15 protein-coding genes are annotated in these 22,340 nt (G+C 72.6%); 3 read left to right on the forward strand and 12 right to left on the reverse strand.

Annotated features, from left to right (window positions below; all coding sequences use genetic code 11):
• Positions 1-2 precede the first annotated feature (2 nt).
• Positions 3-5,033, forward strand: a complete 5,031-nt coding sequence (locus ACFYZS_RS18740) for a hypothetical protein (protein ID WP_389013319.1) — start codon at positions 3-5, stop codon at positions 5,031-5,033.
• A 4-nt stretch (positions 5,034-5,037) separates the two neighbouring features.
• Here ACFYZS_RS18740 and ACFYZS_RS18745 read toward each other — a convergent pair whose 3' ends face one another.
• Entirely contained in the window at positions 5,038-7,197 is a 2,160-nt protein-coding gene (locus tag ACFYZS_RS18745; RefSeq protein WP_389013322.1) for a RecQ family ATP-dependent DNA helicase, read from the reverse strand.
• Positions 7,198-7,565: 368 nt separating this feature from the next.
• Between ACFYZS_RS18745 and ACFYZS_RS18750 the strand changes: the two genes are divergently transcribed.
• On the forward strand, positions 7,566-8,198 hold the full coding sequence (locus ACFYZS_RS18750) for a hypothetical protein (protein ID WP_389013324.1): 633 nt from the start codon (positions 7,566-7,568) through the stop codon (positions 8,196-8,198).
• 174 nt (positions 8,199-8,372) lie between these two features.
• Here ACFYZS_RS18750 and ACFYZS_RS18755 read toward each other — a convergent pair whose 3' ends face one another.
• The 3 genes from ACFYZS_RS18755 to ACFYZS_RS18765 all read right to left on the reverse strand — a co-directional run bounded on the left by ACFYZS_RS18755 (position 8,373) and on the right by ACFYZS_RS18765 (position 10,468).
• On the reverse strand, positions 8,373-9,026 hold the full coding sequence (locus ACFYZS_RS18755) for a hypothetical protein (protein WP_389013327.1): 654 nt from the start codon (positions 9,024-9,026) through the stop codon (positions 8,373-8,375).
• Between the two features lie 59 nt (positions 9,027-9,085).
• The gene (locus ACFYZS_RS18760; protein ID WP_389013329.1) at positions 9,086-9,796 is read right to left on the reverse strand and encodes a ribonuclease HII; all 711 of its coding nucleotides are present in this window, start codon (positions 9,794-9,796) and stop codon (positions 9,086-9,088) included.
• A gap of 69 nt (positions 9,797-9,865) precedes the next feature.
• Complete coding sequence (locus ACFYZS_RS18765; protein ID WP_389013332.1) at positions 9,866-10,468, reverse strand: TetR/AcrR family transcriptional regulator; 603 nt, start codon at positions 10,466-10,468, stop codon at positions 9,866-9,868.
• Positions 10,469-10,609: 141 nt separating this feature from the next.
• On the opposite strand from ACFYZS_RS18765, the gene ACFYZS_RS18770 reads away from it, so the two are divergent.
• Complete coding sequence (locus ACFYZS_RS18770; RefSeq protein WP_389013335.1) at positions 10,610-12,163, forward strand: MFS transporter; 1,554 nt, start codon at positions 10,610-10,612, stop codon at positions 12,161-12,163.
• A 107-nt stretch (positions 12,164-12,270) separates the two neighbouring features.
• On the opposite strand, the gene ACFYZS_RS18775 is transcribed toward ACFYZS_RS18770, so the two are convergent.
• The 8 genes from ACFYZS_RS18775 to nrdR all read right to left on the reverse strand — a co-directional run bounded on the left by ACFYZS_RS18775 (position 12,271) and on the right by nrdR (position 22,325).
• Entirely contained in the window at positions 12,271-13,890 is a 1,620-nt protein-coding gene (locus tag ACFYZS_RS18775) for a DUF4173 domain-containing protein (protein ID WP_389013338.1), read from the reverse strand.
• A 216-nt stretch (positions 13,891-14,106) separates the two neighbouring features.
• The gene (locus tag ACFYZS_RS18780; protein WP_389013341.1) at positions 14,107-15,024 is read right to left on the reverse strand and encodes an ADP-ribosylglycohydrolase family protein; all 918 of its coding nucleotides are present in this window, start codon (positions 15,022-15,024) and stop codon (positions 14,107-14,109) included.
• Between the two features lie 11 nt (positions 15,025-15,035).
• Complete coding sequence (locus tag ACFYZS_RS18785; RefSeq protein ID WP_389013344.1) at positions 15,036-15,695, reverse strand: histidine phosphatase family protein; 660 nt, start codon at positions 15,693-15,695, stop codon at positions 15,036-15,038.
• 72 nt (positions 15,696-15,767) lie between these two features.
• Positions 15,768-16,373, reverse strand: a complete 606-nt coding sequence (locus ACFYZS_RS18790) for a YdbC family protein (protein ID WP_383337320.1) — start codon at positions 16,371-16,373, stop codon at positions 15,768-15,770.
• Between the two features lie 32 nt (positions 16,374-16,405).
• Positions 16,406-17,257, reverse strand: coding sequence for an arylamine N-acetyltransferase (locus ACFYZS_RS18795; protein ID WP_389013347.1), 852 nt, complete (start codon positions 17,255-17,257; stop codon positions 16,406-16,408).
• Between the two features lie 80 nt (positions 17,258-17,337).
• Positions 17,338-18,513, reverse strand: a complete 1,176-nt coding sequence (locus ACFYZS_RS18800; protein WP_389013350.1) for a hypothetical protein — start codon at positions 18,511-18,513, stop codon at positions 17,338-17,340.
• Positions 18,514-18,791: 278 nt separating this feature from the next.
• A complete protein-coding gene (locus ACFYZS_RS18805; protein WP_389013352.1) occupies positions 18,792-21,680 on the reverse strand; it encodes a vitamin B12-dependent ribonucleotide reductase in 2,889 nt (962 codons plus the stop codon).
• 132 nt (positions 21,681-21,812) lie between these two features.
• Positions 21,813-22,325 carry a transcriptional regulator NrdR gene (gene nrdR / locus ACFYZS_RS18810; protein ID WP_389013355.1) on the reverse strand — a complete coding sequence of 171 codons (513 nt, stop codon included), beginning with the start codon at positions 22,323-22,325 and terminating at the stop codon, positions 21,813-21,815.
• Positions 22,326-22,340: the final 15 nt, after the last annotated feature.

Genomic DNA, 22,340 nt, shown 5'->3' on the forward strand with positions numbered 1-22,340 from the left:
CCGTGCAGACTCCGCGCCAGACCGGACAGCGCAGAACCGGCGACGAACGGCAGCCGGCGCCCGGACCGGCCCGCCCGGCCCGGCGCCCCGTACCCGATGCGGACACCCTGGCCCGCTTCCGGCAGCAGGCCGGGAACGCGGCCTTCACACAGGCGATGCACCAGGCGCGGTACGGGGGCGCCGCTCCCGCGACGGGGCAGCAGCCCCCCGACGGGGCGGCGGCCGAGCCGGAGTTCGAGCTGCCCCCGTACCTGATGGCACTGGAGGCGGGCGGGCTCTCCACCTCGTACGGGCTGACGGACCACGTATTCGTACGGAACACGATCGCCTCGGGGGTCGGGCACGGCGACGGCGCGGTGGCCGACATCCACGCCGAGCTGATCGGACGGCCGGAGAGCTTCTTCGGGGCGGGCCGCGCGTTCGCCGTCCAGGGCAGGGCGGGCGACGAGTGGTACGACGTCACCGTTCGCATCGGCCGGGCCGCCGGCGACGACCCGCCCACCTTCCAGCGCAACCCCGCGGCCGCGGCCCCCTTACCGGCCGACGGTGGGCGGCCCCGGGCCGAACTGGAGCATCCCGAGGGCAAGGACACCAAGGTCGACGTCCAGCACAACACCGCCGCCACCGCGAGCGGCACGGGCGGCGGGAATGCGAGCAAGGGCCTGGGAGGAGTGGCCTTCGGGCTCGGGCCGGTCGCACCGGGGGTGTGGTTCGGCGGCGCCGCCACCGCCAACGTGCAGCCCTGGCAGTCGTCCCGCGAGTCCCGCCGCCAGAGGAACGTGGCCGAACCCCGCGTGCTGCGCAGCGACAAGGGCTCCGTCGAAGTGCCGCGCGCGGTGCAGTACGAGGTACGGGTCAAGAAACAGGGCGACGCCCGGGCCGGACGGACCGACAAGCGGCTCGGCACGCTCACCCAGCGGGTGCCGACCGAGCACCTCGTGCCGGTGGGCACCGGCCGGGCGCCCCTCCCGCTCACGCCCCTGAATCCGACCACCGTGCGCCGGGTCCACCACTCGGACTCCCTGGCCGCCGTCGCCGTCAGCGACAATGCCGCCCCGCACGAGGGCGGCGGCGGACTCTTCGACGCGGTCGCCTCCGTCCTGCACCCCTCGGTCACCGCGCCCGGCGCGCCCGGCCGTGTCCGGCTGTTCGAGGCGACGTCCACGGCCACCGTCCTGGAGGACCTGCCGCGGCTGCTGCGCGACGGCGTGGTCAGTGAGGACCTGTACGCCAAGGACGGCAAGACGGCCTCCGCCTACCGCCTGCGCGCCATGATCACTGACCTCGCGCCCGCCTGGGGGACCGGCAAGACCCAGCTGCGCACCCACCAGCAGGCCCAGACCTCCGTCACCGAGGGCGCGGGCAAGGGCCGGGCCGTCCAGGGCGGACTGGGCCCGGCGATCGGGTTCGGGGCGACACCCGGCGCCGCCGTCGTCCGAGGCACCGCCATGCCGGTCGCGGCCGCCCGCAAGGCGCGCTTCACCGTGAACGAACAGACCGTCTCCAGCCGGCAGGGCGCGGAGGTCCGCGGCGAGAAGGCGCTCTACTTCGGGCGGGTGTCCTTCATCGCGGTGGGTACGGGCCCGCTCTGGCCCGAGGCGGCCCGGCGGCCGCAAGCCCGCGAAGCCGGGCACTCCATGAACGTGTGGATCAGTCTGCGGGCGGACGAGGCCAAGGAGTTCGGGCTGCCGCTGCCGCCGGGCATGACGGCCGGGGACTTCGTCAAGAAGCCGACACGGACCGGGGCGGACGGCAACGAGGTGGACGTCGAGCGGCACCTCCCGTTCGGCGGCAAGGGAGCCAACGTCGCGCTCAGCCGGCTCGACACCAAGCCCATGCTGCGGGCCGTGCTCGACCTGTTCACCACCGACCCGGGCCTGGCCGGCTACCTGCCCGCCTTCGGCACCACCGCGCCCGCGCAGGACACCACCCGTGAGGAGTCCGAGGCCCAGCGGCGCAACTACCGCGAGTTGATGACCACGCTCTCGGAGACCAACCTGCGCATCAACAAGGACCAGTTGCTGTCCACCGGCATCCGCGTGCGGCTGCGCCGCAAGACGAGCCTGCACGCGCACGACGTGCAGCTGCGGGTGAAGGGCGCGCTGAGCGATGCCGCCTTTGCCGGCGACATCAAGGACTGGTCGGTGCGCAGCCATTCCGGAGTCTCCGGCAGCTCGCAGAGCGGCCGCAGCAGTTCGCGGTCGATCGGCGGACTGGTCCTCGGCCAGGCCCGGCTCGTCCCCGGGGTGCTGTCCGCCTCGGCTCGCTACGAGCGGCACGCCATCGGCGGCCGCCGCAACCAGGCGGGACCCACCGGCCGCACGGACGTCGTCTCCAACGGCTCCGACACGGCGAGCGCCTTCGAGGCGGCCCTGAAGCTGAGCGTGGACGTCACCAGGACCTCCCGGCCCCGCAAACTGGCCCGGAGCATCACGCCCGACAAGCCCGGCCGGACGGTTGCCCACCCCGAGCCGGTGGCCTCGCTGGATCTCAGGGAGCAGGGTGTGCGGCTGCTCACCCCGTCCGAGTTCACGGTGGACGGGGCGGGGAAGGACCGGATCGACTCGACCGCCTCGGTCCGCAAGGCCCAGCCCGGCGTCGCGGAGCGCTCCGTCGAGGCCGAGGGAATCGGCGACCTGGCCGCGCTCGTCCTGCGGCCGTCCGTCGGCGAGCCGCTGCGGGACTGGCAGCTGGTCGAGACCGTCGACGGGGAGCCGATCCGGGCCCTCGCCTTGCGGCTGCTGTCCCGGGCGGCCGCCGGCAACAAGGGCATGCGCGAGGACCGGGCACTGGCCACGGAGGGGCTCGCGCCGAGGCTGGCGATCGAGGAGCGGTTCGGCGAGCGGGCGATCCAGGGCGCGCTGCGGCAGGCCGCGTCCTCCGGCTGGGTCGTGAAGAACCTCCGCTACCCGCGGCGCCTCGCCGGCCTGAACGGTGCGGTCGGCACCCGGCTCGCACTGGCCAACCCGCGGCTGCTGCACAAGGGCGCCGGCCCCGGCACCGAGACGTTCGTGCTCGGCGGCCACCAGTCCGGCGGGCAGCGGGGCAAGGCCGCCACCCACACGGCGCAGTTCGGCGTCACCGGCTCGGAGTCCGGCCCCGAGTGGCGCGCCGGCCAGGGCCTGGCGGTGTCCGGCACCACGAGCGAGTCGGACGCCGAGGCCTTCACCGTGTCCGGCACGATCGAGCGCAACGCCCACACCCCGAAGAAGGCCCCGCTGTACCTGGTCCAGTGCGACGTGCTGGTCGGCATGGTCGCGGAGGTGGGCGTCACGGCCCGCGGCTCGTGCACCGCGACGGCCGCCACGACGCTGCCGGCCGCGGCGGGGGTCTGGCTGACGGAGGCGCAGCTGCCGCCGCGGATACGGGAACAGGTGCGCAAGCGGAAGCCGGTTCCGGCCGCCACCACCACCGCCACCACCATCTCCGCCCCGGCCCCGGCAGCCGCCCCCGCGAGCGCGCCGCCCCCCGCGCTCCACCGGGACCGCGCCCTCGGGTTCGGCATGATCGAGGAACTGCCGGACTTCGTCCCGTTGCTCGGGAAGCTGCGTACGAGCCTCGCCGGGAGCACCCACCCGGACCTCGCCCACCGCCTGCTGCCCCGGCGCCAGTTCAAGGACCGCAACGACAACGTGCAGCGGCTGCTGCGCGTCCTGGACCGGGACGGCTCCGCCGGGCTCCTGTCCGGTGCCATGGACGGAGGCGTCACCGTCGAGCTCCTCGACGGCCGCAACACCCCGTACTGGGCGGTGTTCACGGTCGAGCGCACGGGCGACGGCACGTACGCCGAGGACGCGGACGACGGCCGCGACATGGAGTACATCACCTCGGCCGTCTCCCAGCAGGCCACCTCCCACGACACGGCCTCCGTCGCCGGTGTCGAGGCCGTCGTCGGCGCCTCGGCCCGGCCGGACGGCGGCTCCGGCCGATTGAAGAGCCTGGGAGGTGCGGGCGGTCTCGGATACGCGACCGGCAACTCGCGGCGCAGCGGCGCCGTGGGCCGCGGCCAGCTCGGCATGAAGTCCGTCGCGGACAGCTCCGCCGCATCGGCGAAGATGAACCTGCCGATCCGGGCCAAGCTCGAACTGTTCAAGGGCGACACCCGGTTGGCGCTCTCGCGCATGGACGGCCTGACGCTGACCCACCGCGTCCTGCGCAGGGACCTGGAGGCGCTCTCCCGCGTGCGGCCGGTCCCGGCGGCGCCCCTCGTCGCGCCCCCGGGCGGCAGCGGTGGCGGCGCGGTCCGGCTCGACGCCTGGCGGGACGCCGGTGTGAAGCTCCCGATGGAGGCGCAGGTGAACGGCTTCGCCGGAGCCCGCGACGTCAGGAGGCTGGTGAACACGGCCGTCAAGGAGGCGGGCGGCGGCCACCGGTTCCGCACACCGGGGCAGTCCGCCGCGTACGCACTGGACGAGGCGGTGTCCACCGAATGGATGATCGCCGCACTGCCGCTGCTCACCGCCTCCGGCGCCGATCTCCCGCCGGTCCACGCCTCCGGCCCGGAGGGCCAGGACCTGCGGGCCTCCGTGCACACGCGGCTGCGCGAGGGGCGGGTGCTCGGCCTCGGCGACAAGATGACCTTCGAGACGGTGGGCCAGAGCCATCCGCAGGCGCCCCGCCCCGGCCAACGGGAAGGCCAGAGCTCCTCCGACGACAGCAGGGCCGCCCGCCCGCTGCTCGGCGCGGGGCTGCTCAACGCCAACGAGTTCCGGCTCAACCAGCTGCTCGCCAACGGGGGCGGATCGGGCGGAGCGACCGATGCCGCGGCGAACTCCTCCGGCTCGCTGCCGCTGCACAAGCCGAAGACGAAGGCGGTGCTCGTCCAGTTCACGGTGGACGTCCGGGTGGTGGCGACGGTGACCGGCCGGCCCCTGGGCCGTACGGCCACGGCGGTACGGGAGACGACCCTGCCCCAGCCCGTGGTGATCCGCATGCCGGAACCCGCGGTCCGCCGGATGCTGGCCGAGCAGGGCGGCCGCCTGCAGGACCCCGGGAACCACCTGGCCGCGGCCGCTCCCCCGCCCGCCCCCTGAAGGGTCAGCCCGCCGTCGCGAGGATCAGCGGGAGCACCGGACCGCCGCCCGCCCGGCGGATCAGGCGGGCGGCCACCGCCAGGGTCCAGCCGGAGTCGGAGTAGTCGTCCACGAGCAGTACGGGACCGGGCGACTGCGCCAAGGCCGCGGCCAGTTCGTCCGAGACGGCGAACGTGCCGGACAGGGCCCTCAGCCGCTGGGCGGAGTTGCTGCGCCGCGCCGCGTGCGCCCCGTCCGGGCCGGTGTACGTCAGCGTGCCCAGGTACGGGAGGCGGCCGATGCGCGCGATCCCCTCCGCGAGGGAGCCCACGAGCTGCGGTCGGGCCAGGGAGGGCACGGCGACGACGCCCACGGGCCGGTCGGAGGCGTCCGGGACACCGGGGGCCCAGCCGCCCGCGGAGCGCGCCCAGTCGGCGAGCACGGCCACCGCGGCGTGCAGGACGTCGTCGGGGACCGGCCCGTCGGGGGCGTTCTCGGCGAGCAGCGGGCGCAGCCGGTTGCCCCAGCCGATGTCCGAGAGCCGGCCCAGGGCCCGGCCCGTGGAACACTGCTCCCCGGCCGGAATGCGGCCCTTGACGTTGATGCCGAGGGCGGCCATGCCGGTCGGCCACATCCGGCGCGGCTCCACCTCCACCCCCGGGCGCTCCAGTTCCTTGGCCGCGCCGGACAGGGTCTCCGCCGACACGGTGGAATCGGCCCAGGCGCCCGCGCAGTTGTCGCACCGGCCGCACGGGGCCGCCCCCTCGTCGTCCAGCTGCCGGCGCAGGAACTCCATCCGGCACCCGGAGGTGCCCACGTAGTCGCGCATCGCCTGCTGCTCCGCGGCCCGCTGGCGGGCGACCCAGGCGTACCGCTCGGAGTCGTACGTCCACTCCCGGCCGGTGGAGCTCCAGCCGCCCTTGACCCGCTTCACGGCTCCGTCGACGTCGAGCACCTTGAGCATCGTCTCCAGCCGGGTGCGCCGGAGCTCCACCGCAGCCTCCAGCGCCGGTACGGACAGCGGCCGCCCGGCGTCGGCGAGGGCCGACAGGGTCTGCCGTACCTGGGCCTCGGGCGGGAAGGCGGTATCGGCGAAGTAGCGCCAGATGGCCTCGTCCTCCTTGCCCGGCAGCAGCAGGACCTCGGCGTGCTCCACCCCGCGGCCGGCGCGGCCGACCTGCTGGTAGTAGGCGATCGGCGAGGACGGGGAGCCGAGGTGGATGACGAAGCCCAGGTCGGGCTTGTCGAAGCCCATGCCCAGCGCCGAGGTCGCGACCAGCGCCTTGACCCGGTTCGCCTGGAGGTCGTCCTCGGCCTGCAGGCGGTCGGCGTTCTCCGTCTTGCCGGTGTACGAGGCCACCGGGAAGCCGCGCTGGCGCAGGAAGGCCGCGGCCTCCTCGGCCGCGGCCACCGTCAGCGTGTAGATGATCCCCGAGCCGGGCAGCTCGTCCAGGTGCTCGGCGAGCCAGGCCAGCCGGTGCGCGGCGTCGGGCAGCTCGACCACGCCCAGACGCAGGCTCTCCCGGTCCAGCGGGCCGCGCAGCACCAGGGCCTCGCCGGCCCCCGTGCCCAGCTGCTCCGCCACGTCCGCGGTGACGCGGGCGTTGGCGGTCGCCGTGGTGGCCAGGACCGGCACACCGGGGGCGAGCTCGGCGAGCATGGCCCGCAGCCGGCGGTAGTCGGGGCGGAAGTCGTGGCCCCAGTCGGAGATGCAGTGCGCCTCGTCGACCACGAGCAGACCGGTGGTGGCCGCGAGCTTGGGCAGCACCTGCTCGCGGAAGTCCACGGAGTTGAGGCGTTCGGGGCTGACGAGGAGCACGTCGGTCTCGCCGCGCTCGACCTCCCCGTAGATGGCGTCCCACTCCTCCGGGTTGGCCGAGTTGATGGTGCGCGCCTGGATGCCGGCCCGGGCCGCCGCCTCGACCTGGTTGCGCATCAGCGCCAGCAGCGGCGAGATGATCACGGTGGGGCCGGAGCCGCGGCGGCGCAGCAGTGCGGTGGCGACGAAGTACACCGCCGACTTGCCCCATCCGGTGCGCTGCACCACCAGGGCCCGTCGGCGCTCCTCCACCAGGGCGGCGACGGCCTGCCACTGGTCCTCCCGCAGGCGCGCCCCGCTCCCCGGGGCGCCGACGAGCTCAGCGAGGATGGCATCGGCTTCGGTGCGGAGCTCCAGGTTGTCCATGCCCCCATGCAACCGGATGGCACGGACAATCGGCCAATTCACCCAGCGTGAGAAGATCGTCGCGGACGGTCCACCTGTCGGATGCACGCTCCAGCCGGGCTCCACCCTGTCCTCAAAGGGGTGTTTCCGCTGGTACTGGGGCTTCAGCCGTAGTCGAATGAGTCATCTACGGCATGACGGGGCAAGGATATGAACGGCATACCGGCGAATTCCGGTCGGCGGCGCCAATTGCTCGTTGCCGCAGGCTCACGGGCCACGCGAGAATTGGCATGCTCCCGCTCGGCCGGACGGCGCTCTCCCAGGCCGCGCCGCGGCGCGCCCGCACGACAGCTGTGCCCGTCCGCGGGCGTATACCCGAAGGGAGGACCGTGGCCTTCGGATTCGCCCCGCCCTCGACGTCGTCACTGACAGCGGCGGCCGGCGGTACCAGCCGGCACGGCAGACTGCTGGAACCCGCCGAGTGGACGGCGGCGGGCATCCCCCTGCTGCGCAACCCGCGCGAGGTCGTCCACGGACTGCACTCCCGGCACGGACCGACGGCCTCGACCGCGGTCATCGCCGTGCTCGGCCCCGAGGAGCGGCTCGTCGCGAGCGCCTCCTTCGCCCGCCGCTCGGCCTCGGCCGACGGCTGGGAGTACCGCAACGCCCTGCTCGCCGCGCTGCGCCGGGTCATCCCGCACGACCTGCGGCGCCGGACCCCGGTGCGGACCGCGGTCCTGCTGTACTGCCGCGAGGGCGACGAGCGGTGGACCGAGGAGGACGGCGCCTGGATGTGGGGGCTGCGGGACGCCTGCACCCTGCACGGGCTGCGCTGCGGGGCGTACATCACGCTGACCCGCGGCGGCTGGCAGGTGCTGGGCGAGGGCCGGGGCGGCCGGCATCCCAGCTCCGACTCGCGGCCCGAGCACCTCGGCGACACCGTGGCCGATTTCCCCGCGGTGGCCCTGCGCACCGGCGGCGGCGCGACCGAGGTCCTGCGGCGCCGTACCGCCGCGCGCTGAGGCCCGACGCGCGCTGGGGCAGCCCGGCACCGGAGCCCGCCCGCGCGCCGTTCCCGTACGCGGGCAGCCCTCACGGCCGTACACCCCGGATCGGGCGTACGGCTGGTCAGGCCTCGGGCTTCAGCGGGGCCGGTCCGGCCGGCCCCGCCCCTTGCCCGCGCCGGGTACGGGGCGTCAGACGCCCGTGCCCAGCACGGAGTTGATCTGCTGCGGGTCGCCGCACACGATCAGCAGCGCGCCGGCCCGCGCGAGCGCGGTCGGCAGGGCGGCGGCGCTCGCCCCGGCCGGTCCGCCGTTGGCCGCGAAGACCACGACGGGACGGCCCGCGGCGCGCTGGACCTGCGCCGCGTCCGCGTAGAAGACGTCGTCCCCGGCGTCGTGCAGGGCCCAGTACGCGGCCTCGCCGAAGGACAGCTCGTGCGCGGCCCACGGGTGCGGGTCGCCGGTGGTGAGCACCAGGATGTCGCCGGGCGCGCGCCCGGTGTCGAGCAGCAGGTCGACGGCCTCTTCGGCCGCGTCCAGCGCACCCTCGGCGGAGGCCGGGATCAGCTGGATCTGGGGCACCGCCGCGGAGACGGACGGTGCGGTGGGGGATACGGGTCCGGGGGTGGCCTGCGGCGCACGCTGCGCGGGCGGTGCGGGCCTGGGAGCCCCGCCCGTACGGCTCGCCGCCGCGGGGGAGGGACCGGGGCGTCCGGGCCGCGGGACGGCGGCGGGACGCGGACCAGGTACGGGGCGGGGGGTCTGCGCGGTGCGGCTCGCGGCCGGCGTGACGCGGGGACCCTGGGCACTCTCGTGAATCTGAGGCTCCTCGGGGGTGAGAGGCATGAGTTGATGTCTATCAAACACCGGTACGAAACGTACCGGCGGGTGGCACGTGGGTGCGATCAGAAATCGAAGCCGAGTTGGCCTCCGTTTTCCAGCTCCGTCGCTTCCTCGCTGCGCCGCACCTTCTTGAGGTGCCGCCATTGGGGCAGCCCGTCGAGGTACGACCACGAGAGCCGGTGGTACGGGGTGGGCCCCAGCTCCTCGAGCGCGGCCCGGTGTACCGGCGAGGGGTATCCGGCGTTGTCGCCGAAGGCGAACTCCGCGCAGCCGCCGCCGAGTCGGCCGAGCTCGGCCATCATCCGGTCGCGCCTGACCTTGGCGATCACCGAGGCGGCGGCGACGGCGACGCAGGACTGGTCGCCCTTGATCACCGTACGGACCCGCCAGGGCGCGCCGAGGTAGTCGTGCTTGCCGTCGAGGATCACCGCGTCGGGCCGTACGGGCAGCGCCTCCAGGGCGCGCTCCGCGGCGAGCCGCAGGGCGGCCGTCATCCCGAGCGCGTCGATCTCCTCCGGGGAGGCGTGTCCCAGCGCGTACGCGGTGACCCAGTCCTCCAGGACGTCGAGGAGCGCGTCGCGTCGTTTCTGGGTGAGCAGTTTGGAGTCGGTGAGACCTGCGGGCGGGCGGCGCAGCCCGGTGATCGCCGCGCACACGGTGACGGGACCGGCCCAGGCCCCTCGTCCGACTTCGTCGACCCCGGCGATGACCTTGGCGCCGGTGGTTGCACGGAGGGAGCGTTCGACGGTGTGGGTGGGTGCTTCGTACGGCATGGCGCCAGCAAGGGTACGCCGCCCCGCGCCGCCTGCACACCCCGCCCCGGGTGGAGTCCGTACGGCGTCTCACGCCCTGAGCAGCGGCACCATCACCTGATCGATCATTTCCGTGATGTCCACATCCGCCCATTCGCTCCCGCACACCTTCGCGCGGTACATCATCATGGCCGGAATGACATCGAGGACGAACGGACTCGCCGCGTCCGGCCGCACGTCGCCCCGCTCGATCCCGCGCTGCACAAGCTCTCTGATCAAGCGGTGGGCGGGCTCGTGCAGCCCGGCCCGGACCACGTCGTGGAACCGGCCCGCATGGGTGTGGTCGCATTCGTGAAGGACCGCGCGCAGCGCCTGACCGGCGCGCGACTGCATCACGTCACGCATCCGCACACACAACCGGAGGAAGTCCCCCCGGACCGACCCGCCGTCGGCGATCTCACCGATGGGCGGCAGCCCGGCCCGCAGCACCTCGGCCACCAGATCGGCCTTCGAGGGCCACCTCCGGTACACCGCCGCCTTGCCGGTGTGCGCGCGGGCCGCGACACCCTCCATCGTGAGCGCGTTCCAGCCGACCGTGCTCAGCTGCTCCAACGCCGCGTCGAGAATCGCCCGTTCGAGCTCCGGACCGCGCCTGCGGCCCGGTGACGCCACTGACCAGCGCGAACCCACCATCACCTCAACCTCCGACCGACCCACGCGCCCCTCGCACGCGTTTTCAGCCTTAGTGAACGGTTGCGTTCACTAACCGGGGGCTCCTACCGTGGTGCCGCAGTGAACGGCTGCGTTCACTATTTCACTATGGGGGGATCCTCGGTGAAAAGCTCTCCACTCGCCACGCCCCGGATACCGGGCGCGGCCCGCCGGGAAGGGCGGCCCGGCGTCGCACTCGCGGTCATCGCCGCCTGTCAGCTGATGGTCGTCCTCGACGCGACGATCGTGAACATCGCGCTCCCGCACATCCAGACCGCCCTCTCCTTCTCCACGACCGACCTGTCCTGGGTGATCAGCGCCTACACCCTCGCCTTCGGCGGCCTCCTGCTGCTCGGCGGCCGGGCCGGCGACATCCTGGGCCGGCGCCGCGTGTTCCTGACCGGCATCCTGCTCTTCACCCTGGCCTCCCTCCTCGGCGGCTTCGCCGAGGAGCCCTGGCAACTGCTGGCCGCCCGCGCCCTCCAGGGGGTCGGCGGCGCGATCGCCTCGCCGACCTCGCTGGCCCTGATCACCACGACGTTCGCCGAAGGCCCCGAGCGCAACCGCGCGTTCGGCGTGTTCGCCGCCGTCTCCGCGGGCGGCGGCGCGATCGGACTGCTGGCCGGCGGCATGCTGACCGAATGGCTCGACTGGCGCTGGGTGCTCTTCGTCAACGTGCCGATCGGCCTGCTGATCGCCGTGCTCACCCCGCTCTACATCACCGAGTCCGAGCGCCACCCGGGCCGCTTCGACATCGCGGGCGCGCTCACCTCCACCGGCGGCATGGCCTCGCTCGTCTACGGATTCATCCGCGCCGCCGCGGACGGCTGGCGCGACGGGGGCACCCTCGCCTCCTTCGCCGCGGCCGTCGTCCTGCTCGGGCTCTTCGTGGCCGTCGAGTCGCGGGCGCACGACCCGATCATCCCGCTGCGGATGTTCGCCGACCGCAACCGCGCCGGCACCTACCTGATCATGCTGGGCCTCGCCGCCGCGATGTTCGGGATGTTCTTCTTCATCGTCCAGTTCGTCCAGAACGTGCTGGGCTTCTCCCCCATCCGGTCCGGGCTCGGCTTCCTGCCCGTGACCGTCGCGATCGTCACCGCCGCCGGACTCTCGCAGCGCTTCCTGCCGCGCGTGGGCCCCAAGCCGTTCATGGTCACCGGATCCGCCCTCACCGGCATCGGCCTCGCCTGGCTGACCCTCATCCGCACCGACAGCTCCTACGTCTCGGGGGTGCTCGGGCCCATGCTGCTCTTCGGCTTCGGCATGGGCCTGAACTTCGTGACCCTCACCCTCACCGCCGTCTCCGGGGTCGCCCAGCGGGAGGCGGGCGCGGCTTCCGGGCTGCTCAACGCCAGCCAGCAGGTGGGCGGCTCGCTCGGCCTGTCGATCCTGGTGACCGTCTTCGGCACGGCCAGCCGGAACGAGGGCGCGAAGCAGGTCCCGGACTTCATGGCCCACGCGGACCCCGATCAATTGGCCGCGTTCCAGGAGACCGGGCGCCTGCCCGACCCCTGGGGGGACCTCGTCCTCACCCAGGGCATCTCCACCGCCTTCATCGCGGCCGTCGCCATGGCCGGGCTCGCGCTGGCCACCGCGCTGCTGGTGATCCGGGTGCGCAAGAGCGACCTGGAGGCCCTGAGCGGCGTCGCCGCGGAGGCCGGTCCGGCGGCCTGAGGGGTACGTCGACCTGGCCGTACTGCGCGGCGTACAGAGGCCCCGGCCACCAGATCACCTCCCGTGGCCGGGGCCGCCGGGGCCGCCTGGGCCCCGGCCGCGGGCAGCTACTCGATGCGGCTGTGGAAGGTGCCCAGGTCCCGGCACACCTCGTACGAGGCCGTCACCGGGCGCTCGCGGAGGATCCGGCGGGCCCGGTACTCGCCGAGGCTCATCGCGTACCAGGGCACCCGGCCGCGGTCCGCCAGGTCGTTGTTGATCCCGCGCAGGGCGCAGGAGCGGCGGGGTTCGGGGAGCCGGTCCAGCGCGGGCACGGCGTCCGCCGACAGGGACTGGAAGTAGGCGAGGTCGAGCTTGCCGGTCCGCTCGAAGCGGGCCGCGTTCTTCTCGGCGACCATCCCGTCCGGGGACAGCAGTCCGAAGGCCAGGACGGCGGCGGCCGCGCCGGCCGCGAACGCGCGCGGCAGCCAACGCGCCCCGAACACCCCGGCGGCCATGATCAGTACGATGACCAGCCCGAGCCAGAGCTCCATCGCCGCCACCGACACGCGCAGCCGGGTCAGCCCGTACGCGTCCACGTACAGGTCCATCCGGCGCAGGGCGGAGGCGACCACGACCAGGGTCAGGGCGCACAGCGTGCCGAGGACGACCCGGACGAACCGGCGGTCGCCGGCTCCGGCGCGCGGGGCCCAGCGCAGGGCGAGCGCGATCACGGCGAGGGTGAGCAGGGTGGCCCAGAGCAGCTGCCAGAAGCCCTGGCGGGCGTACTCGGCGTAGGAGAGCCCGGTGCTCTCCAGGACCTTGTCGTAGCCGCCGAACAGGACGGCCAGCTGGACGGCGTTGAAGCCGGCGAAGAGCAGGTCGAGAACGATCAGCGGCAGGGCCCATTCGACGCGGGAGCGGGGCTTTCCGGGCGCGATCCGGATCCGGTCCCAGCGCGAGGGCGCGGCGGCGGCGCGGGCCGCGGCGAGCGCGAGGACGGCTCCGAGCAGGAAGAGCACGAAGCGCACGGGTCCGTCGCCGAGGGAGATTTCCGGGGTGAGCCCGTCCAGCAGGTCGGCGAAGGCGGCGTCGGCGGAGGCGAACAGGGTGCCGAAGAGCACCAGGAGGACCAGGGCCACGGCGGCGGCCTTGGCCACGGGCAGCCAGCGGGCGCGGTCGACCCCGCTGCCGCGCGAGCGCAGCCCGCTCCAGGCCCAGCGGATCCCGAGCACGGTGGAGTCGACGAAGCCGAAGGGGCTGAGCAGGACGCCGGGCCAGGTGCGGCTGCCGTGCAGGGCCAGCGCGCCGAGCAGGACGGCGGCGAGCACCGCCAGGGTGGACGGCCAGTCGGCGTCGCGCAGGGCGGGTACGGCGAGGAGGGCGACGCAGCCGGCCGCCCAGGCCACGCTCCAGGGCCGCGCGCGGCGCCGGGCCGCCCGGGCGGCGAGGTACGCACCCACCGCGGCGGGCACGACGGCGAGCAGCAGCCCGAGGCCGAGCCCGTCACCGAGGAACAGGCCCGAGGCGAGCCCGGCCGCCGCGGCGGCGAGCAGGACGGCGGTGGGTACGGGCCCGGCCGGAGCCGGTCGCGCGGCTTCGGCCCAGGCCTGCGGGACGATGGACCAGGCCCCGGACTCGGCCCGCTGTCGGCGGACTTGGTAGGCCTGCCACGCCTTGGGGTCCCACCCGGGCGGCGCCCCCGCCCCGGTCGCGTGGTCGGCCTCGCCCTGGGTGTTCTCCGGCATCGGGTTCCCCTCCCCTGTCGGCCGCCCCGTCGTCACGACGGAGGCGGCAAGCGCGGACAGGTTAGGTCCGTGACGTGCGGTTTCAGCCCGCCGGGAAGATGCCTGTGGCAGGACCGTGACAATCGGAACGGCCCGTATCGCCGGCACCGGCGCCCCGCGGGCCGCCCGACTCCGGGCACCGGCCCCGCCGGCCCCGCCGCGGGGCCCCCTCACCGGCTAGTGCGCCGCCGTCTCCGGCAGCCAGGCCGGCAGGGCCTCCGTACGGTCCAGCCACGCGGCCGGCAGCACCGCGTCGCCGCGCGCCCCCAGCACCCCGCCGACGATGGCGCAGGTCGTGTCCACGTCCCCGCCGACCTGAGCGGTGGTCCAGAACGCCCGCTCGTAGTCGTCCAGCGAGCGCGCCGCCGACCACAGCGCGAAGGGCACGGTGTCGTGCGCGCTCGTCCGTCGCCCGCAGCCCAGCACCGCCGCGACCGTCGTGGCGTCGCCGTAGTCCAGCATGTCCCGGGCCCGCCGCAGCCCGGCTCCCACGGCACTGCGCGGCACCAGCGCGATGACCCCGTCCAGCAGGTCGCCGGCCTTGGGCGGACCGGCCGGATCCGCCGCCAGCGCGGCGGCCGCCGCCACGGCCATCGCCCCGCACACCGCTTCGCGGTGCTGGTGCGTGGTGTAGGCGGAGATCTCCGCCTGGTGCGTGGCCTGCTCCGGATCGTCGGCGTACCACGCGCCCAGCGGTGCGATCCGCATGGCCGCGCCGTTGCCCCACGAGCCCTGCCCGTTGAACAGCTCGGCGGCCAGCGTGCGCCAGTCCTCGCCCTCCCGGACGAGGCGGAGCATCCGGTTGACGGCGGGCCCGTAGCCGCGGTCGAAGTCGTGGTGGTGGGCGAAAGAGCTCGCCAGGGCGTCCTGGTCGATGCGGCCGTGCGCGGCGAGGACGGCGACCACCGAGCAGGCCATCTCGGTGTCGTCGGTCCACTGCCAGGTGCCGCCGCCGACGGGGAGCTCGCGGCGCTTGAGGAGGGGGTAGTTCACGGGGACGAAGTACTGGGAGCCCAGGGCGTCACCCAGAGCCAGCCCGCGGAGGCTGGCCATGGCGCGTGCGTAGCGCCTTTCGGAAACGGAGTCAGCGGTCATCCCGCGTCAGTTTAGCCGTCCAGGTCATAAGGCTCCGGTGTGGTCCACCTCTCAAACGGGCGGTCCATGCGGTAGCGGCCGTCCTCACCCAGCAGCAGCACCCGGAATTCACCGTTCCCCGGGTTGGAGAGGGCCTCGAACTCGGACACCGACCAGTGGAACCAGCGCATGCAGAAGAGCCGCATGGTCAGCCCGTGCGTCACCAGCAGCACGTTCGGCGGGTGGTCGGGGGCCTCGAAGCTGCGGTAGAGGCTCTCCAGGAAGGACCCGACCCGGTCGTAGACGTCCGCGCCGGACTCCCCCTGCGCGAAGCGGTAGAAGAAGTGCCCGTACGCGTCGCGGTACGCCTTCTGCAGCCGTACGTCGTCCCGGTCCTGCCAGTTCCCCCAGTCCTGCTCGCGCAGCCTCGGCTCCTCGCGCATCCGGACCCGCGCCGGGTCCAGCCGCAGCTCACGGAAGGTCTGGAGGGTCCGGCGGTAGGGGGAGACGTACGCGCTGATGGCCTCGTCCCCGAACAGCTCGCGCAGCCGTTCGCCCGCTTCCGCGGCCTGCTCGCGGCCCTGGCGGGTCAGCCGCAGGGCGTGGTCGGGTTCCCGTTCGTACACCGTGTCATCGGCATTCCCCTCCGATTCCCCGTGCCGGACAAGGACGATGCGCCGTGGTCGTGCCATCCCCCGACCCTATGCGGCGGCCGGCGGGCCGAGCACCCGGGCTCGCCGGTCGGCCCGCCGATGGTCGTACGGTCATACCGTCCAGGCCGGTTCGAGGTCGACGACGTCACCGGTGAGGGCTTCCACGTCGGCCTCGGTCTGGGCGCGCAGCGAGAGCCGCTCGACCCGCTCCTGCCGGTACTTGCCGTGCTCGGCGGCGGCGTGCCACATCGAGAGCACCAGGAACTCCCGGCCCGGGGCCTCCCCGAACAGGCCCCGGATCATTCCCGGCGAGCCGGCCATCGCGGGGTTCCACACCTTCTCCTGCATGAGGGCGAAGTGGTCCACGCGGCCCTCCCGCACCCGGGTGTGGGCGACCCGCACCACGTCCGCGTCGGTGAAGCGCGGCTCGAAGCCCGTCTTCACGTCGAAGCGGTGGTCGAAGAGCGTGACCCGCGCGTTCGTGTAGGTCCCGGTCTGCGACGCGGCCAGCCGGTCGTGCGACCGGGCCATGAAGGAGTCGTAGAAGGAACGGCTCTCCCAGAACGCGAAAACATGCGCGACCCCCTGCCGCCCCCGGCTCCAACCGCCGCCCTGTCCCCGGAATCCCGGCTCGCCAGGCAGCCCCGCCCATTTGCGCTGCCCGCGCTCGAACCCGCGTCGGTCCGTCACCGTGCAGCGAATCCACTTGACCAGCACCGCGCCATCGTACGGGCCCGGCGCGGCCCCGGTCAGTCCCCAGCGCGGTTGATCCGCACCAGTTCCTCCGCATCCCGCCCGGACAGCCGAAGCCCGAACTCCCGGTCGAGCAGCGCGAGCAGCTCTTCGGGGTCCACGGAACCGCGCTCGACCCGCCCGTCGGCGTGCAGCCGGGTCAACTCCCGGCCCACGAGCGCCCGGCGGTCGGGGCGGTGGACGCCGTCGCCCGGGTGCTGGACGATCACCCGCCCGACGAAGACCGATCGGGGGTGGGTGGAGCTGTAGTGGTTGAGCAGGACGTAGTCGACGGGGTGGTAGCGCTGCGGGGAGAAGGCGTACAGGTCACGCCAGATGCCCTCGCGCAGGATGGACAGCGCGAGGATCCCCTCGTCCTCCTCGCGGACGGCGTACGTCCACTGTCCTTGCACGACTTCGGCTCCGGGCCGCGCGAGCGGGACGGGCTCGCGCGGCCCCTGGTGGCCGAACCCGGCGTCGCAGAGCCAGGGTTGGCCCTCGACGGTGACGACGAGGACGGCGTGCGTCACCGCGAGAAGGGTGTCGCCCCGGGTGCGGTTGCGGGCACCGCGCCCGGAGACCTCGAAGCCGATCCGCTCCAGGGCGGCGGCCAGCAGCGAGTTCTGCTCGTAGCAGTAGCCGCCGCGGCGGCCGTGCACGAGCTTGTCCTCCAGCGCCTTGACGCCCAGCTCGACGGGGCGACCGAGCAGCACGTCCAGGTTCTCGAAGGCGATGGCACCGGTGTGGGCCCGGTGCACTGCGTACAACGTCTCGAGGTCCGCGCGGAGTTCCCCGTCCTCCCCGACCGGCCCGTCGTACCCGATCCGCGCCAGATAGGCGTCCAGACCCAGCTGCTCACCACTCCACATGTCTCCCCCGCTCCCGTCCGAGAACCCGTCGACGAAGGGGACCGCCCTGAGGCCGGTCCCCTTCGTGTACTGCCGTTCAGCTACGTCCGCAGACTACGCCCGGTGTACCGGCGGAGATCACTCATTCCTGGCGTGCGCCATTCCTCGGCATCCGGCTCCCGATCGGGGAACGCACGCAGCCTGAGCTGTGGCGCCCTGTGGCCGGCGAGCCACCGCATCCGGTTGTCATCCGCCGCGAATCCGGCGCGCGCGGTCCGGGTCCACTCCTCTCGGTCGAGGACGTCGAGGTACGTCGCCCGCAGCGCTTCCTGCTGAGCCTTGGTGCACCCCGCAGCCTCGGGAGGCTGCGTAGTCAGGTGCTGACTGAGCACCGCGATCGTGAAGTAGCGCTCGATGGTCGGACCGAGCGAACCCACATGGCGGGCATGAGCTTCCAGGACCACTCCCGAATGGGGGTAGTGAGCGAGGGTGAGGCCCATCCCCCCGCAGTTGCTCATCAGATGGAGTAGCCGACCGATGTGGTCGACCATCTCGCTGTCGGTGTCGAGGTCTGCAAGCGCCTCATGGAGTCTGGCGACTGTGGCGATCTTGCCCGCGAAGTATCCGTTGAGGAAGTCGCCGTCGCAGGCCCTGCGAAGCAGCCATCGTCGGGCAGCCGGGTCGTCGAGTCTGCAGAGAGCCTCAACGACGTAGACGCGTCCCCAGCCGGTGACTCGCTCGGCGAGCCAGAGCAGGGCTTCCACTCCTGCGGGCCGGCTCTCGAAAGCGTGCGCCGCCAGTGGACCGAAGTGGTTGGACAGCAGCCCGATCGTTTGAATCAACGGGATGTCGTCAGCCGTTCCCACGGCAGCGACCAAGGCCAGCCCAACGGTGACCGAGCATCGGTCGGTGCCGTACCGGACCAGCCAGCGGCCCGTCCGGCGAACGCGTTCCCTGTCCGCACTCCCAGCCGCGGCAGCGATGTGCGCGTTGGGGTGAATCGGAACGTGGACGTCGTGGAAAGCGTCGGCCAATTCGCTGGGATGGGCAGAGGCGCTCGCGAAGTGCGCGTCCAGGATGAGCGCCGCGTCCTTGCCGGCCGAGTGCCGGTCCTCAGGTGCCCGCGGGCCCTTCCGATGACGGTGCGAGCCATCGTCGGGGTACGGCTCCCCGTCGCGGTGAAGCGGCTCCCCGGGAGCCAACCGATGCAGCCGGAGGGCATGGTCGAACAGTGGTGTCGGTGATCCGGGCAGTCCTGTCCCGGTCGTCTCGCTCATCGGCGGACGGAGGACTCGATTCTCTTGATCATGGCTCGGAGCATGTCATGCCAGGGCCACTGCAACAAGACGCTATCGGCACCCGCCACGGGGGCGGCCGTCCGAGGAGTCGCCCTCTTCTCGCGCCTTCGGCGCGATACGCGGCTCAGAACGCAGTCGTGGTGCACCCACCGCAGAAGGGAGGGGCGCCGGCCCTGGGCCGGCGCCCCTCCCTCACGGAGATCACGCTTCGGGTTCAGCTACGTCGAATGTTGCACCCGACGCAATTCCGCCCGGTGTCAGCTGCAGCCGCTGGTCGAGCCGCAGCCCTCGCAGATGTAGCAGGAGCCGGCGCGCTGCATCTTCGTACCGCAGGAGAAGCAGAGCGGGGCGTCGGCGGAGACGCCGAGCTGCATCTCGACCAGTTCGGCGTTGGAGTGCGCCGTCTTCGGGGCCTGGACCTCGACGACCGCGACCGGCTTCGGGGCCGCCGGGACGGCCGCCAGCGGGGCCGACTGGGCCAGGGACTCCGTGTCGAGGTCGTCCTCGAGCGGCTCGTACGAGCCGGTGTCCAGGTGGCGCTGACGCTCCTCGGCGGTGTGGATGCCGAGCGCCGAGCGGGTCTCGAAGGGCAGGAAGTCCAGCGCCAGGCGGCGGAAGATGTAGTCGACGATCGACTGCGCCATCCGCACGTCCGGGTCGTCCGTCATGCCGGCCGGCTCGAAGCGCATGTTCGTGAACTTCGAGACGTACGTCTCCAGCGGGACGCCGTACTGCAGGCCGACCGAGACGGCGATCGAGAAGGCGTCCATCATGCCCGCGAGGGTCGAACCCTGCTTGGACATCTTCAGGAAGACCTCGCCCAGACCGTCGTCCGGGTAGGAGTTCGCGGTCATGTAGCCCTCGGCGCCACCGACCGTGAAGGAGGTGGTGATGCCCGGGCGGCCCTTGGGGAGGCGCTTGCGGACGGGGCGGTACTCGATGACCTTCTCGACCGCCGCGCGGATGGTCTCCTCGGCCTTCTCGGTGACCTCGGCCTTCTCCTCTTCCTTCTTCTTCGCGGAGAGGGGCTGGCCGACCTTGCAGTTGTCGCGGTAGATCGCGAGCGCCTTGACGCCCATCTTCCACGCCTCGAAGTAGATCTCCTCGATCTCCTCGACGGTCGCCGTCTCCGGCATGTTGACCGTCTTCGAGATCGCGCCGGAGATCCAGGGCTGGATCGCGGCCATCATGCGGACGTGGCCCATCGCGGAGATGGAGCGCTCGCCCATCGCGCAGTCGAAGACCTCGTAGTGCTCGGTCTTCAGGCCCGGGGCGTCGACGACCACGCCGTGCTCGGCGATGTGGGCGACGATCGCCTCGATCTGCTCCTCCTGGTAGCCCATGCGACGCAGGGCCTGCGGGACGGTGCCGTTGACGATCTGCATCGAGCCGCCGCCGACGAGCTTCTTGAACTTGACCAGGGCCAGGTCCGGCTCGACACCGGTGGTGTCGCAGGACATCGCGAGACCGATGGTGCCGGTCGGCGCGAGGACGGAGGCCTGGGAGTTGCGGAAGCCGTTCTTCTCGCCGAGGCGCAGGACGTCCTGCCAGGCCTCGGTGGCAGCGGCCCAGATCGAGTTGTCCAGGTCGTCGGTGCGCGGCGCGACGGCGTTGGCGTCGGCGTGCTGCTTCATGACGCGCTTGTGCGCCTCGGCGTTGCGGGCGTAGCCGTCGTACGGGCCGACGATGGCGGCCAGCTCGGCGGAGCGCTTGTACGCGGTGCCGGTCATCAGCGAGGTGATCGACGCGGCCAGGGTGCGGCCGCCGTCCGAGTCGTACGCGTGGCCGGTCGCCATGAGCAGGGCGCCGAGGTTGGCGTAGCCGATGCCCAGCTGGCGGAAGGCGCGGGTGTTCTCGCCGATCTTCTGCGTCGGGAAGTCCGCGAAGCAGATGGAGATGTCCATCGCGGTGATGACGAGCTCGACGACCTTGGCGAAGCGCTCGGCGTCGAAGGACTGGTTGCCCTTGCCGTCGTCGTTCAGGAACTTCATCAGGTTCAGCGAGGCGAGGTTGCAGGACGTGTTGTCCAGGTGCATGTACTCGCTGCAGGGGTTCGACGCGGTGATGCGGCCGGACTCGGGGCAGGTGTGCCAGTGGTTGATCACACCGTCGTACTGGATGCCCGGGTCGGCGCAGGCCCACGCGGCCTCGGCGAGCTTGCGGAAGAGCGCCTTGGCGTCGACCTTCTCGATGACCTCGCCGGTCATGCGGGCGCGCAGGCCGAACTCGGTGCCGTTCTCGACGGCCGTCATGAACTCGTCGTTCACGCGGACGGAGTTGTTGGCGTTCTGGTACTGGACGGACGTGATGTCGTCGCCGCCCAGGTCCATGTCGAAGCCCGCGTCGCGCAGGGCGCGGATCTTCTCCTCTTCCTTCACCTTGGTGGCGATGAAGTCCTCGACGTCCGGGTGGTCGACGTCCAGGACGACCATCTTGGCCGCGCGGCGGGTGGCGCCGCCCGACTTGATCGTTCCGGCGGAGGCGTCGGCTCCGCGCATGAAGGACACCGGACCGGAGGCGTTGCCGCCGGAGGAGAGGAGCTCCTTGGAGGAGCGGATGCGGGAGAGGTTCAGGCCGGCGCCGGAGCCGCCCTTGAAGATCATGCCCTCTTCCTTGTACCAGTCGAGGATCGACTCCATGGAGTCGTCGACGGCGAGGATGAAGCAGGCGGAGACCTGCTGCGGCTGGGGCGTGCCGACGTTGAACCACACCGGGGAGTTGAAGCTGAAGATCTGGTGCAGGAGGGCGTAGGTCAGCTCGTGCTCGAAGATCTCCGCGTCGGCGGGCGACGAGAAGTAGTCGAAGTCCTCGCCGGCCTTCGTGTAGGTCTTCACGATCCGGTCGATCAGCTGCTTGAGACCGGTCTCGCGCTGCGGGGTGCCGACCGCTCCGCGGAAGTACTTGCTGGTGACGATGTTGACCGCGTTGACCGACCAGAAGTCGGGGAACTCGACGCCGCGCTGCTCGAAGTTCACCGACCCGTCACGCCAGTTGGTCATGACGACGTCACGGCGCTCCCAGCTCACCTCGTCGTACGGGTGCACGCCGGGCGTGGTGTGGATGCGCTCGATCCGAAGGCCGCTCTTGGCAGTCTTGGTCCCCTTGGCGCGGGAACCTCGTGCCGAGCCGCTCGCCGTCTCTGTCATGCCGCTTCCTCCCATATGCGGGCAAAAACGCCCTAAAGTGCCAGCGTTATTCCGCGGCACGGCCTGTCTTGTATCTACGTTTCTTCGCCTGGCTGTCCCGGGCCGCGGCCGCGCTGCGCTGCGGCCGCCCGGTCAGTCGGCGGCGGAGGCGGGCACGGGGACCGCAGCGGTCCCCTTGGGCTCGCACTCTTGGGGGTGAGGCCGCGGCACGCGGAGTTCCGCGATGGCGGTCTCGAAGTCTTCGAGCGTGTCGAACGCCTTGTAAACGGACGCGAACCGCAGGTACGCGACCAGGTCCAGCTCCTGCAACGGGCCGAGTATGGCCAGACCCACGTCGTGGGTGGTCAGCTCGGCGCTCCCGGTGGCGCGCACCGCCTCCTCGACCCGCTGGCCGAGCTTGGCGAGGGCGTCCTCGGTGACCGGCCGTCCCTGGCACGCCTTGCGCACGCCGGAGATGACCTTGGTACGGCTGAAGGGTTCGGTCACCCCGCTGCGCTTGATCACCATCAGCGAGGCCGTCTCCACCGTCGTGAAACGACGGGAGCAGTCGGGGCACTGACGGCGCCGGCGGATCGACGTGCCGTCGTCCGTGGTGCGGCTGTCGACGACGCGGCTGTCGGGGTGCCTGCAGAAGGGGCAGTGCATGGTTCCCTCACCCTC

The organism is Streptomyces sp. NPDC001903, assembly GCF_042891345.1.
Taxonomy (GTDB): domain Bacteria; phylum Actinomycetota; class Actinomycetes; order Streptomycetales; family Streptomycetaceae; genus Streptomyces.

Excerpts from the sequence above, each read along its gene's own strand:
- ACFYZS_RS18745 (WP_389013322.1), bottom strand. The coding sequence starts at position 7,197 with ATGGACAACCTGGAGCTCCGCACCGAAGCCGATGCCATCCTCGCTGAG.
- ACFYZS_RS18755 (WP_389013327.1), bottom strand. The coding sequence starts at position 9,026 with ATGCCTCTCACCCCCGAGGAGCCTCAGATTCACGAGAGTGCCCAGGGT.
- ACFYZS_RS18760 (WP_389013329.1), bottom strand. The coding sequence starts at position 9,796 with ATGCCGTACGAAGCACCCACCCACACCGTCGAACGCTCCCTCCGTGCA.
- ACFYZS_RS18765 (WP_389013332.1), bottom strand. The coding sequence starts at position 10,468 with ATGGTGGGTTCGCGCTGGTCAGTGGCGTCACCGGGCCGCAGGCGCGGT.
- ACFYZS_RS18775 (WP_389013338.1), bottom strand. The coding sequence starts at position 13,890 with ATGCCGGAGAACACCCAGGGCGAGGCCGACCACGCGACCGGGGCGGGG.
- ACFYZS_RS18780 (WP_389013341.1), bottom strand. The coding sequence starts at position 15,024 with ATGACCGCTGACTCCGTTTCCGAAAGGCGCTACGCACGCGCCATGGCC.
- ACFYZS_RS18785 (WP_389013344.1), bottom strand. The coding sequence starts at position 15,695 with ATGGCACGACCACGGCGCATCGTCCTTGTCCGGCACGGGGAATCGGAG.
- ACFYZS_RS18795 (WP_389013347.1), bottom strand. The coding sequence starts at position 17,257 with ATGTGGAGTGGTGAGCAGCTGGGTCTGGACGCCTATCTGGCGCGGATC.
- ACFYZS_RS18800 (WP_389013350.1), bottom strand. The coding sequence starts at position 18,513 with ATGAGCGAGACGACCGGGACAGGACTGCCCGGATCACCGACACCACTG.
- ACFYZS_RS18805 (WP_389013352.1), bottom strand. The coding sequence starts at position 21,680 with ATGACAGAGACGGCGAGCGGCTCGGCACGAGGTTCCCGCGCCAAGGGG.
- nrdR (WP_389013355.1), bottom strand. The coding sequence starts at position 22,325 with ATGCACTGCCCCTTCTGCAGGCACCCCGACAGCCGCGTCGTCGACAGC.